Here is a 13,045-nt window from a genome sequence, read left to right on the forward strand (position 1 = left end):
TCTAATATCAATCATATCAATAGATAACTGCAACGTAAAATGCGTAATATGCATAGTCTTTAAGATTTATTTTTATTTTAATATCTCCATTATTTGGCTATAATTGTATAAAGAAAGTAAAATATGGTTGTAATTTTTGTGAAACTTATATAAAGGTGGAATGGTAAAATGAAAAGTAGTGGTGTACTATCTGTTGAAAGTAAAAATATATTTGCTATATTAAAAAAATGGTTGTATACAGAACAGGATATAGTTTTTAGAGAATTGATATCTAATAGTTGTGACGCTATTCAAAAGCTAAACCTTCTAAAAGGCCATAATGGAGCTACTTCAATGGATAGTGAAGGAAGCATCTCAGTTACATTAGATACAGATAAAAACAAAATTATCATCTCTGACAATGGTATAGGAATGACCTCAGAAGAGGTTAACAAATATATTAATCAAGTTGCCTTTTCTGGAGCTACAGATTTTATAAACAGGCATAATAGTGCAGGAAAGGATTCTATTATCGGGCATTTTGGCGTTGGTTTCTATTCTTCCTTTATGGTCTCTGACCATGTATCTATAGAAACCAAATCCTATATAAAAAACGAGTCTCCTGTACGATGGGATTGCCACTCTGATATGAGCTACGAGATGGCTATAGGAGAAAAAACTACTCCGGGAACAGACATAATACTTCACATAAATAAGGATAGCGAATATATAAAAAAGCCTTCCTTATTATATGATATCATCAAGAAATACTTCATTTTTTCTAAGGTTAAGATATATTACAAAGCACCTGAGTTTGATAATGTTCTCATTAACCTTCCTGATCCTATCTGGAGAAAGCCTAAAGAGCTTATTGATAAAGAAGAAATGAATAGCTTCTATAAGGATTTCTTTAATGATATACAAGCCCCCCTATCCTGGATAAAATTTGAGAGCATTGATATAGGTATTCGTGGAATTATCTTCTTTAGGAATACCAAAAATGGAAAAGAAGAATTAGATGGTAGCTTTAAAGTATACAGCCGTGGTGTATACATAGGAGAAAATATAAAGGAGCTTATTCCAAAGTTTGTGAATCTTCAAAGTGGAATAATAGAGTGTGATGACCTACCTCTAGTGGTATCTCGTTCCAATTTGCGAGAGGGGGAAATTCAAAATAATGCCTTAGGGATAATAAAAGAATCCTTATCACAGGAGGTAACCATTGCAGTCAATGATATGTTTGTAAGTGAAAGAGAATTCTATGAGATGCAATGGCCTCATCTTAACGCCTTTGTAAAATATGGAATACTTCAAGACAAAATATTTTCTTCAGTAATGACTCAAAAGGTTATTTTTCAGGATATAAACGGAAGCTACCTAACCCTTAAGGAGTATATTAATGATGAAAAGAATAACCATAAGGACACAGTATACTACTCCTCCGATGCACTGGAACAGGCACACTATATAGAGATTTTCAAAAGATGTGGACTAAATGCCCTTCTTTTTGACCATGTGATAGACCAGCCCCTTATGCGACGACAGGAGCTAGTCCATCCTAATATAAAATTTATAAGAATTGATTCAAATATTGGTTCTCTTTTTGAAGGCTTCATTGGCGAAGAGGATAAGAATAACATTAAGATAATGACCGAAAAAATTAATCATGCCCTAGGCAGCCGTCTTTTGAACATGACCTTAAGAGTTACTAACCTAGAGCAGAAAGCAATCACTACCTTGATTATAAATGATGAAAAATCCAGGAGAATGACAGATATGCTTGAGATATATGGAATAATTAATAAAGAAAACTACTCAGCTAAAGAGCTGCAAGCTGGAAGCACCTATGTAGTCAATTTAAAAAGTCCAATAATAAGCTTTGTCCTTAAATCTTCTCAAGAGGTATCAAATATAATACTAAATCAGCTTTTTGACCTAGCACTGCTAAGTCAAGGAAAAATGGAGCTTGAAGATACAGAGCCATTCATCATAAGAAGTGAAAAGCTTCTAGAAAGCCTAGTGGAAAGAAGCATTATGTGTATGTAACCCCTTTTTCAATTTATATAAAAACGCTATGATTTTTTATAAATCATAGCGTTTTGTACTATTTTAAATTTTACCATTTTCTAACACCTTAGTTTTATTGCCCTTACGGGTTAAGGCTTGTACCTCTATAGCTATCTTCTTCAGTCTCTTGATTCCAATCTTTCACGAAGGATATTGTCACTGTACTTAGTATTGAAAGAACTAAAAATACTATATAAGCAGCCTCAGTACTACTGGTTGCTCCACGAACAACTCCCAAAACTACAAAGGCAGCAGATCTAATAACTCCCATAATCATATTAACAACACTAAAAGCTATAGGAAAATACGCTCTGCCATAGCAAAGTGTGGTCATAGAAGGCGGAAAGTTTCCTGTTCCTCCTATACCTATCCCTATTATAAATATTCCAATATAAAGAGTAACTTTTCCAAAAGGAGCTATAAGAAAAGCAATTCCTAATGCATACCATATACCAAAATATTGTGATGCCAATTTTGTTCCCCACTTCTGATCAATCACTCCCCAAAGATATGAACCCAAAATCCCTATAAGTGCTGCTACTGACATTGTAAGTATAGCTTGTGATTGGTTAAATCCTCTGTTTCCAACTAAATAAGGAATCAATTGAGACATTATCCCTACAGTTCCCATCCCCGCAAAGCCATAGGCTAGACCCATCTTCCAAATATTTGGCATTTTAAGAACCTGCCAGTAGCTGAAACCTTTAGCTTTATCCTTAATACTTTCTTTAGAAACATCAATATTATCCACTAAAGGCTCATTATCTGGCAATAATCCAGCTTCTTCTGGTGTTACTTTTATAAAAATAGTGTTAAAAATTCCAACTAGTATAAAAATAACGGCAAACACCATAAGTGCATGAGTTATATTCCCATTCTTATCGATTATTTTACTAAAGAAGGTAATAAGACCTGGTATTGTTGCGGAAGCCAGATTCATTCCCATGGTTGTAAACCCAAGAACTATTCCCTTCTTTTTAGGAAACCAGTTAGCTATCATGGCATATCCGCCAATAACAGAAAAACAATTTATAAATGTAATCATAAGGGTTTCCATAATTCCATACATCAAAATATTAGCACTTTTAGCAAATAGAAATATACTTACTCCACTAGCAAAGAGTGCAATTGTAGTGGACTTTTTCAATCCAAATTTCTTAATAGCTACTCCCCAAAAGGAGGTGAGTATAAGCGCTATTATAGATGCTGGAGTTGCTATGGATAAAAGCTGATCTGCATCCCATCCTTTTAGTGCTGCAAATCCTGGCACAATTACATTAAGTGCATCCACAGTAAGTCCTGTCATAAAGTATACAAGCAACGCTGAATAGGCAATCATAAATGTGCCTTGTTTACCAAAATTGTATCTAACCTTATTCCCCTTCAATATTAACCTCTCCTATCCTGTGTTATAAATTAATTGCTGAAAAATACCCTTCTCTTGTGGCCATTTCTACTGTTCTAGCCTTTACACAGTCTCCAATTGGAATATATACAGGAGCTATTCCTATAAAATTATCTGCTTCCTTACTTCTAGGCACCATTCCAGCAGCTATAACAATAGAATCTGCTTCTATACAGTGAACCTTGCCGTTCTTCTCATAGGTTACTCCATTAGGGTGAATAGATTTACATTTAGCCTCAGTTATCGTAGATAAATTCTTTTCGGAAGAAAGCTGAGCCATAAGGTCTCCCCTATGTGTTGCCGATGCATCAGGTGCAAGACTATCTCTCATCTCTAGAACTGTTACTTGAATTCCATTGCGAGATAAATGTAGTCCTGTTTCACAGCCAACCTGGCCTCCACCTACAATAATCACATTTTTCCCTAACTTAAATTCTTCACCATATATATCCGTAGCAAGATAACCATACTCTATTCCCTCAATAGGTGGAATAAATGGTTCTGCACCAATGGCTGCTATGATAACATCATAGTTTTCTCTTTCCATCTCCTCTGGAACTGCCTTAGTATTAAGAAGCACATTTACATTAGATTTCTCTATTTGCTTTATGAGATAATCCTTATAATTCGCCAAGGAATATTTAAAAGAAACTCTACTGGAAAACCTTAATGTTCCTCCTAAGGTAGAAGACTTTTCATATAATGTAACAAGATGGCCTCTTGAAGCAGCTACTAGTGCAGCCTTCATTCCTGCTGGTCCCCCACCTATTATCGCTACCTTTTTCACCTTTTTAACTGAAGGTATCATTGAATCTAACTTATGAGCAATTCCTATAGTTGGGTTTACAGAACATTGAAACAAATGACCATATACAGTACTATCATGACAGCGCATACATTTAATACATGGGACTATATCTTCTTCATTATCTTCCATTGCTTTTGGTATAAGTTCTGGATCTGCAATAAAAGCCCTAGAAATTGCTACAAAGTCAGCCTTCCCTGAAGCTATAATCTCTTCTGCATCTCCTAAGCTTCCAATACCTCCTATGGCTGTTACAAAGGAGTTTATTCTTCCTGACTTCTTAAAGTCCTCTGCCAAATGTACATTGGGCATTGGAGGAAGAAAGTCACAAGGATGAGTTCTACACATATTTTCAGGGGTAATCATACCACAGCTAGCTTGTACAATATCTGCGTACCTTTGTAATACTTCAGCAATTCTTATTCCTTCCTCAGTATCTATGCCTCCTTCTTTAAATTCATTGGCTGACATTCTAATTTCAATAAATAGCTTATCTCCAACTTTTTCTCTTATTCCTTCCAATATTTCAACTATATATCTCATTCGATTTTCAAAGGTGCCGCCATACTGATCAGTACGTTTATTGGTAAGAGGAGATAAAAACTGAGCTATTGGGATACTATGTCCAAAATGAAGGAGAATTCCATCAAAACCCAAATTCATAAGCTCTTCTGCACAGTGGATATATCCTTCTTTATAACGCATCATTTCGCTTATAGGAATCTCCCTCCCAGGAGTCCTTCCATCCATCAAAAGACCTCCTTCACTAGCAACATATCCCTCTTCAAATATACCTATAAGCTCCATAGAAGCCTTAGCTCCATAAAAATGAATTTGCTCTGCTAGCTCTGCTATTCTATGTTTTGAGTTATGCTTATACAAATCCCAACTAGCATGCTCTCCATCATCAGTAACTGGAAGAAGCTTTACCCCCGCACAAACAACTATTCCTGCTCCAGCTTTTGCTCTCTGAACAAAAAAATTGATAGAAGCCTCGCTAGGATAGGGCTCACCATTAGAAGCAGAATGCAAAGTACAAGGGGCAGCAATAATCCTATTTTTAACAATATGCTTACCAACACGTATAGGCGTCATAAGCTTTGGATACATTAAATCCATAATCAATTTTCTCCTTTCTTTCCTCTATGATATTGACTAATCTTTCTCTATTTCTTTTTATGTTAATAACTTTCAATAAGTTGATTTATTTTTCTAATAAGCTCTTCTTCCTTCCATCCAAGACTCTTTGCCACCATAGCAATTGTAGAATTTTTCAACAGGTCTCTCCCCATAGGAGTCTTTAGCCCCATCAAATCCTCATGAATGCTATAAAAGCTTCTCTTAAGCTTTGGATACTTGTAAAAAAGACTCTTTATATTATCTCTTCCATCTAATATCTCACGGGATACTTCATTTCTTTTATATTCTCTAACAGGTTCTTTATCCATCCTGTCACCATAGGGAAGTGGTATATACCCCTGAATATATCCTTCAATATCGTCTATTTTTCTTAGCTCCTGAAAATCTAAGTTGGATAATTTACTAAGAGCTTTAGAAAACAATACTCTTTCTTCAAAAGTCAAAAAGTTAGTAATCCGATTAAGTAGCTCTCTTAAATAATATAAAAACTCTATAGTATTTCCTTCACATAAGAGATTTAAGTTAAGCTTCATCTCTTTAATTATACAATCTCCCAACTCATTTACTCTTTCTATCTCCTCTTTCATTTCCAATTGTATAAGAAGTGGATAAAAATTCTTCTGCTGTCTTCTATAATGCTTATTAAAATTATCAAGAAGTTTAAAGGTAGCTTTCCATTCTTCTAAAGCTACTTCTTTCTCTTGTAGCTCATCTGCTTTTTCTAGGAAGTCTCTAATTCTGTTGTTTTCCTCCTGATATATTTTCAAAGGATGCCCTTCCTCCAGAAAAGAATATGAAGGAGAAAGATAATCTTCAAATAGCCTCAAAAGACAATCCTTATCCCATATATTTTTATCAAGCCATATTCTTAGCTCTAGCTTCACAGCAGCAAATTCTTTAGGACGAATAAAAGCCATTTCTCCAAAAATGAAAGATTTAGCCTCTTCTATAGACATTTTTCCATAAAAGTACTCTTGAACTATTTGAAATATAGCCTTTACCTTTATTTCCTCTCTTTCCAATCCCACGAAAACAACCTCCTGGAAGATAGTATGTTACTTTAATATTTCCATTTGAAAATTAGCGAACAAGCATAATTAATGCTTGTCCGCTTCCTATAATCACCTATTTTGTTAATTACTTTAATTTTCTATTTATATAAGCTTCTTATTTTTTGATAATAATGTTGTATTTTGCCAATTACATTGATACGCTCTTTCCATAGTCTCTATCAGCTGCATTAGCATCAGGTATATTTCTCATAGTAATAATAGTAATTAAAGAAACTACTAACATTCCTATCATTATATAATATGCTGTAGAAAGCTGCCCTGCTTTATTGAATGCGCCCATAAAAGTAAGAGCAAAAGCCATAGGTATTGCTTGTATTGTCATTATCCACTTATTAGCAGACATATAGAGCTTACGACCATAAACATAAGAGGTTACGCAAGGATGCATCGTTGGAACTCCACCTGTCATGCAAGCTACACCAAAGGCCCATAGAGCCATCAATGGAGTACTTCCTCCTACAGGCATTATAGCTAGTGGGATTACTGCAAGAAAGAACAATATATTAAGAACCATTGAGGCCTTAATGGATCCCAGCTTATCATCAATCCAACCTAAAACATAGCTCATAGGTATTCCGCCAGCCGCTCCTATAGATAACCATAATAAAGCCTTTGATACAAATAGATTAGGTACATCTTCAGGAGTACTTAAGCTTATATATCTAACAGCCATATAAGCCATCATTGCTGTAATAACGAATTGTAAAATTCCATAAGAAATAATTAATTGCCATGCTCTAGAGTCACTTAAAAGCTTTTTTAATGATATATCTTCATTGTTACTATCTTCTTCTGAGTATGGAGCATGATCCATACCATCAGGATGAAGTCCCAATTCCTCAGGTGTATCCTTAATAAAAAACATTGTTAGAATCCCAACAAGTAATATTATTCCTGCTATTGTTAAGTAAGAATTTTTCATTCCAATATTGCTAACCATGGAAGTAAGAACTCCTATTCCTGCCACTGAGAATAAAGGACTACCTACAGTAATAACTCCTAATACTCTTCCTCTATATTTAATAAACCAATTAGCCGCCAGCATAAAGCCTCCCATTTGAAGAGGTATAACCATAGTTCTAACGATAAATAAACTTACAGAGTAGATAGAATAATTTTCTCCAGCTATAGCTATACCACCACAGCCTATAGCAATTAGAATTATACTTGGTACTAAAACCTTCTTAACACCGTATTTTACAAAGGCTGTTCCAATTATCAGGTAGAAAACGATTACTACTACTGCAGCCACAGTAACAGGATTTGTAATCTTTAAATCACTCCAACCATAATTCTCTTGAAGATAAGGTGTTAGTATATTCAGATGATCATTCTGAAGTCCTGAAAAAAAGAACATATAAAGTACACCTAGGAACATAAAAACCAATGAATAGCTAGTGAACTTCTTGTTTTTAAACATCTCTTTCCCTCCTAAATTTTAGATAAACATAACTTTTAAATGATTCTATAAAAACTCTTCGGAGTCCATATATTCTATGGCATTATATCCAGCCATTCTTCCACTGTTCACAGCAAAGCTCATAGTATTTCCAGGCATGAAGAAGCAGTAGCTATCTCCATATATATTGCAGGCATCTGTTCCACAGGCATATAACCCAGGAATCTTCACCCCCCTTGAATCAAGAACTTCTAGCTTATCATTAGTTTTCACTCCTCCAAGGCTTCCATAGCCTGCGGGGAAATGTTTTGCAGCATAGTACTTCTTTCCTTTTAAAGGCTTCATATATTTATGCTTCTTAAAAAAGAATTTATCCTCTGATGTACAGCTCTCATTGTATTCCTCTATGGTTTTCTTCAAATTATCTATATTAATTCCTGTTTTTTCACAAAGTTCTTCTAAAGAATCAGCTACAAATATATTTCTTTGAGTCTTCTGCATATCATTATGAAGATCACTAAGTCCTGAACTCTCTATATTTTCCCCCTTAAAATATTTTTCTAACTCCATGTCCCATTTATCAACGTTCTTAATATTGTGATGAACTGTAACATAATCAAGGCCAGTCCTTCTATAGGTATCAATAATACTATCATCAATGAGAGTAAATGCTGTTTTCTCTCTTTGAATAGAAATAGCATTTCCTGTATACACCGTATTATTCATAATCTCTTCATTGATAAATCTATTACCATCTAGGTTTACCATTAAATTAGGCTGGCGCATGGTTTCGCTAAGAGTTTTGAAAACATCTGTAACCCCTGGTGTCGTGAACGTAAGCTCCATTACTGGTGCTGTCCGCTGTGCTCCAGCTTCCCAAAGCATCTTTAATCCTTCTCCTTCAACTCCAGGAATTCTAAAGGAATGAAGATCCTTTCCCCATTGATAGCCAAGATATTCTTGAATCATTTTAGGATTATCTCCAAAACCACCGGTAGCAACTATAACAGCATTACACTCTATGAGACCTTTTTCTCCATCTTCTCCCACAAATTCTACTCCTGCAACATGTCCATCTTCCACTAGAAGCTTTGTAGCCTTAGTATGATACACAATGTCAACTTCTAGCTCCTCAGCTCTTTCCGTGAGGGCATGGAACATATTAGAGGCAGCTCTTTCAGCAGGTACATTACTACCCTTAGTTTTTACTACATGCCAGGTTTGAGTAGACTTTTCAAAATACTTATATGCGCCTAAAAATTCCACTCCTATACTTTCCATCCAATTTATAGTGTCACTGGATTGTTCTATATATTTTCTTACAAGTCTTGCATCAACTCTCCAGTGAGTATAATTCATCAGAAGATTAAAAGCATCCTCCTTAGTAAAATCTATCAGCTGTGCTTTTTGATAATGGGATTCTACTGCAAAAATACCCATTCCCATATTAGCAGCTCCCCCTGTGGTGCTTCCCTTTTCAAGAACGATAACGCTACAATCCTTTTCTGCTGCAGCTACCGCTGCAGTAATACCAGATGCACCTCCTCCAATAACTACCACATCGGCTTCCATCAATTTTTTATTCATAATATCCCTCCCCAATAAATTTTTATTAACCCCTTCGGCGACGTCTCCTTCTTGATTCCCCCTCCTCCGATGAACTCTCCACTATAAATGTACCTACAGGAATAGGGCTTTCTGGTAGCCTTGGTTTTACTATGCCAGCTTTATTAATTGCCCCTACTGGACATACTCCTATACACGCCATACATTTGCTGCAAATATCTGAAGCTATTAGATGTATCATTTCCTTTCCTCCAGTTATGGCTTTTTCAGGACATATATCAAGGCAATGACCACATCCAGTACAGGATTTAGGCTCTACATATAATGTAAAGGAGCTCTTGCAGGTAAGAGTAGTACACCTATTTCTTTTAATGTGCTTATCCCATTCCTCCTGATTATTATTAAGGAACTCAATGGATTTACTAGCATAAGCTCTAGTAAGCTCACAACCAGCCTGCTCACTTATGATAGTGAAAAGCTCTAAAAGCAATTCATCATCTCCACTTCTCCCTCTTCCCTCAGTAATATCCTTTATAATTTGATAGGCTTGTCTAGTTCCTTCCCTGCAAAAAACATCAATACCACAGGCTTCCTTCATAGCTATTTCCATTAATCTTTTTGAGACATCAACAGGACATCCTTCATCTTTTTCTATAGATAATATCTGATCATTCTTTAATATAAGCTTTTCCTTTTCACAGATCATATATTAGCCTCCTTCACTTTTTTGTAGTGAGGATCCACCCAGTATTTTACCTTCTGAATGTCTAGTCTTAAATCACATTGAAGACATCTAACTGACTCCTTTTTACTATCTTCCGTGCAGCAAAAAGGCTCAATCCTGTTAAGACTGGAAAACCCATTTATCACTCCTATATTCCCATTGCTTTTTCCTCTATCATAGAGTGTTTCATCTATATCTCCATCCCCCTGAAGATATCTATCAATAGCCCTAGCTGCCTTCCTTCCTGATTCTATGGCTTCTACCACAGATTTTGTTCCATATACTACATCACCAGTAGAAAAAATCCCTGATTCACTAGTTTCCATATTCTCATCTACCTTTATAAAACTACCTCTATAGAGCTCCAAGCCGAAGCTCTCATCTAAATCAGTCTCCTGTCCTGTAGCAAAAATCATTGTGTCAGTATTTAATGAATTAAGAGAAGCTTCATCAGCCTCTATCTGAAGACCTTTATATCCAAAACTAAAACTAGTTACAGAAACAACCTTTAAGGCTTTGATATTGCCCTCCTCTGCTTCTATCTCTCGAATAGATCTGCTATTTAAAATCTCAATCCCCTCTTCTAGAGCACTAACTATTTCTTCCTTATCTGCCAGCATATCCTCCCTTGCTTCCAGGCAAAGTACCCTAACTATTGATGCTCCATGCCTCTTAGCAGTCCTGGCACAATCAAAGGCCACATTGCCTCCTCCATACACTGTAACAGTATCTCCCAGGTAAGGCTTACTTCCCTTAGCCTCTTCTCTTAAAAAATTAACGGCATCATAGGCATTATAGAAGCTTCTATTAAAAGGTGCTGGTCTCTTTCCTTTCTGTGCTCCTATAGCTACAAGTATGGCATCGTAGCCTTCTTTTTTAATATCCTCTATAGAATTAATATTTCTTTCTGTCTTTAAAGTGATTCCCTCTGCTAGAATCGTACTGATTTCTTTATTAACTATTTCTCTTGGAAGCCTGTACCTCGGTATACCATGTGATAGCATCCCTCCTGCTAAAGGCTGTCTTTCAAAAATAGTTACCTCATGTCCTTTTTTTGCAAGATAGTATGCAGAAGTCATCCCCGAAGGTCCTGCTCCTATAACAGCTACCCTTCTTCCCGTGGAGCTATGATGAAAAGCACCTTCTCTCCAGCTCTCTTTTTTATCATTTTCCACAGCAAATTTTTTTATTTCTCTTATTGCTATGGGGCTATTAACATAACTTCTCTTACAGCCTGATTCACAGATATGAGTACATATGTAACCTAAAGAATGAGGAAATGTAAGCTTCTCTCTTATTACGGCCACTGCTTCACTGTATTTCTCTTCTTTTACCAATCTCACATAGGTAGGTATATCTGTGTGTGCTGGACATTTGTCTTTACAAGGGATTAAGGCCATAGCTCTAGGTGAGCTTTTAGGAAATATCCCCTTAACATCCTGTATAGCTCCTGTAGGACAAACCTCTACACAGGCTCCACATAATCTACAATCCGTTTCAAAGAGTGGTTTATCCTCTACAGTTCCTACATAGGTCTCTCCATCTCTACTATTAAAAGTAAGAACTCCTACTCCTCTCAGCTCTCTACAGGCTCTAATGCACCTTCCACACTGAATACAGCGCTGCATTTCTTTTTTTATAAGATTGTCAGAAACAGATATATCAGTATTATTTTTATAGATTTCTCTCATCCTTGAATGAGCAACCCCCATATACTGCATAATTGCCTGTAACTCGCAGTTGAGATATTTATCACAGGAAGTGCAATCCTTAGGATGACTTGCCAGCATCAGCTCTAAAGCCACCATTCGAAGCTTGTCAAGCCCTTCTGTTTTTGTCCTTATTACCATCCCTTCTTCAGCTTTAGTCTCGCAAGCCTTATATCTTCCTTCCTTGCCCTGAATTTCTACTACACAGAGATTACAGCCCCCCTGAGAACTTAAATCAGGATGATAGCAAAGATGAGGAATATATATTCCCGCCTCCAATGCGGCTTCAAGAATACTCTCCCCTTCATTAGCTTCAATTATATAATCATCAACTTTCACTAGGATTTTTTTCATAGACACTATCATCATCCATTCTATTTCCTTTTTATAAATCTGCAGTTTATCAGCGATACATTTATTTACATATTTAACATCATTATAGTTTATCGTTAAATTATTGTCTAATGCAAAGTACACATCCAGTAATCCGTTATAAGCATAGTATTTGGCTCATTTATTGAATAAAATTAATAATAACTCCAATTTAAAGACTAATAAAAATTCCCAGAGTTATTAATAATCTCTGGGAATAAAGCTATTAATTATTTATTTCATTATAGTATCGCATAAATTCATCCTTACCATCTCATAATACTTCCTAGCAAAGGCATGAGCCCCTATCTCAGACAATGCCCTAATTCCTGTGTGTCCAAGCTTTAGCTTGCCTATAGATATCATAGGCACCTGGTATTGCTTTGAAGTTAGTCCTATTTCATTACATTCTAAGTAATGATAATATTCATGAGACAATATAAGATTTTCTGCTTCTTCCTGAGTGAGAGAATTTTCTTTAGCCCAGAGGCTAACGGATTTTGTGTAGAGATTAATTACTCCCTGCCCTGAGAGGTAGTCGCTGAAATATCTTTGATTACCAACGACGTAATCCTTATCTATTCTGAAGCATTGTAGCTTACTTTTAGCGATTATCTTCCAAAAATCACTCTCTCCATTAAACCTTTTAAATATCCCCTCTGCAGCCTCTTCCCCAGTATTCCAGGCTCTTTCAGTAATAGCCTCTATAGCTTGCTCATCTATTTTTTTATAGCAAGGGTCGTAGCTGAGCTCCTTTAAAGCTAGAGCTTTATCTGGAAAAGGAAATTTATAACCTTCCATGGGAA

At 35.9% G+C, this 13,045-nt stretch carries 9 protein-coding genes; 1 reads left to right on the plus strand and 8 read right to left on the minus strand.

Translation table 11 applies throughout. The features are described 5' to 3' along the window. Nucleotides 1-168: 168 nt before the first annotated feature. Nucleotides 169-2,025 carry a molecular chaperone HtpG gene (htpG, locus tag ACPWSR_RS03570; protein ID WP_426350330.1) on the plus strand — a complete coding sequence of 619 codons (1,857 nt, stop codon included), beginning with the start codon at nt 169-171 and terminating at the stop codon, nt 2,023-2,025. Between the two features lie 103 nt (nt 2,026-2,128). Here htpG and ACPWSR_RS03575 read toward each other — a convergent pair whose 3' ends face one another. From ACPWSR_RS03575 to ACPWSR_RS03610, 8 genes are all read right to left on the minus strand, one after another. Continuing rightward, nucleotides 2,129-3,433 carry an MFS transporter gene (locus tag ACPWSR_RS03575; protein WP_426350331.1) on the minus strand — a complete coding sequence of 435 codons (1,305 nt, stop codon included), beginning with the start codon at nt 3,431-3,433 and terminating at the stop codon, nt 2,129-2,131. 22 nt (nt 3,434-3,455) lie between these two features. Continuing rightward, on the minus strand, nt 3,456-5,375 hold the full coding sequence (locus ACPWSR_RS03580) for an FAD-dependent oxidoreductase (RefSeq protein ID WP_426350332.1): 1,920 nt from the start codon (nt 5,373-5,375) through the stop codon (nt 3,456-3,458). A 62-nt stretch (nt 5,376-5,437) separates the two neighbouring features. Continuing rightward, on the minus strand, nt 5,438-6,424 hold the full coding sequence (locus ACPWSR_RS03585) for a hypothetical protein (RefSeq protein ID WP_426350333.1): 987 nt from the start codon (nt 6,422-6,424) through the stop codon (nt 5,438-5,440). A 172-nt stretch (nt 6,425-6,596) separates the two neighbouring features. Then, nucleotides 6,597-7,889: an MFS transporter gene (locus ACPWSR_RS03590; RefSeq protein WP_426350334.1), complete on the minus strand. Its 1,293-nt coding sequence runs from the start codon at nt 7,887-7,889 to the stop codon at nt 6,597-6,599. Nucleotides 7,890-7,934: 45 nt separating this feature from the next. Then, nucleotides 7,935-9,455, minus strand: coding sequence for an FAD-dependent oxidoreductase (locus ACPWSR_RS03595; RefSeq protein ID WP_426350335.1), 1,521 nt, complete (start codon nt 9,453-9,455; stop codon nt 7,935-7,937). 25 nt (nt 9,456-9,480) lie between these two features. Further along, nucleotides 9,481-10,140, minus strand: a complete 660-nt coding sequence (locus ACPWSR_RS03600) for an NADH-ubiquinone oxidoreductase-F iron-sulfur binding region domain-containing protein (protein WP_426350336.1) — start codon at nt 10,138-10,140, stop codon at nt 9,481-9,483. Continuing rightward, nucleotides 10,137-12,344: an FAD-dependent oxidoreductase gene (locus tag ACPWSR_RS03605; protein ID WP_426350337.1), complete on the minus strand. Its 2,208-nt coding sequence runs from the start codon at nt 12,342-12,344 to the stop codon at nt 10,137-10,139. Before ACPWSR_RS03605 ends, ACPWSR_RS03600 begins: the two co-directional genes overlap by 4 nt. Nucleotides 12,345-12,473: 129 nt before the next feature. Next, entirely contained in the window at nt 12,474-13,040 is a 567-nt protein-coding gene (locus ACPWSR_RS03610) for a hypothetical protein (protein ID WP_426350338.1), read from the minus strand. Between the last annotated feature and the right edge of the window lie 5 nt (nt 13,041-13,045).

Origin of the sequence: Alloiococcus sp. CFN-8, from assembly GCF_049943125.1 — a bacterium.
GTDB lineage: Bacteria > Bacillota > Clostridia > Clostridiales > Clostridiaceae > JAEXZL01.

Excerpts from the sequence above, each read along its gene's own strand:
- ACPWSR_RS03590 (WP_426350334.1), bottom strand. The coding sequence starts at position 7,889 with ATGTTTAAAAACAAGAAGTTCACTAGCTATTCATTGGTTTTTATGTTC.
- ACPWSR_RS03600 (WP_426350336.1), bottom strand. The coding sequence starts at position 10,140 with ATGATCTGTGAAAAGGAAAAGCTTATATTAAAGAATGATCAGATATTA.
- ACPWSR_RS03580 (WP_426350332.1), bottom strand. The coding sequence starts at position 5,375 with ATGGATTTAATGTATCCAAAGCTTATGACGCCTATACGTGTTGGTAAG.
- ACPWSR_RS03595 (WP_426350335.1), bottom strand. The coding sequence starts at position 9,455 with ATGAATAAAAAATTGATGGAAGCCGATGTGGTAGTTATTGGAGGAGGT.
- ACPWSR_RS03610 (WP_426350338.1), bottom strand. The coding sequence starts at position 13,040 with ATGGAAGGTTATAAATTTCCTTTTCCAGATAAAGCTCTAGCTTTAAAG.
- htpG (WP_426350330.1), top strand. The coding sequence starts at position 169 with ATGAAAAGTAGTGGTGTACTATCTGTTGAAAGTAAAAATATATTTGCT.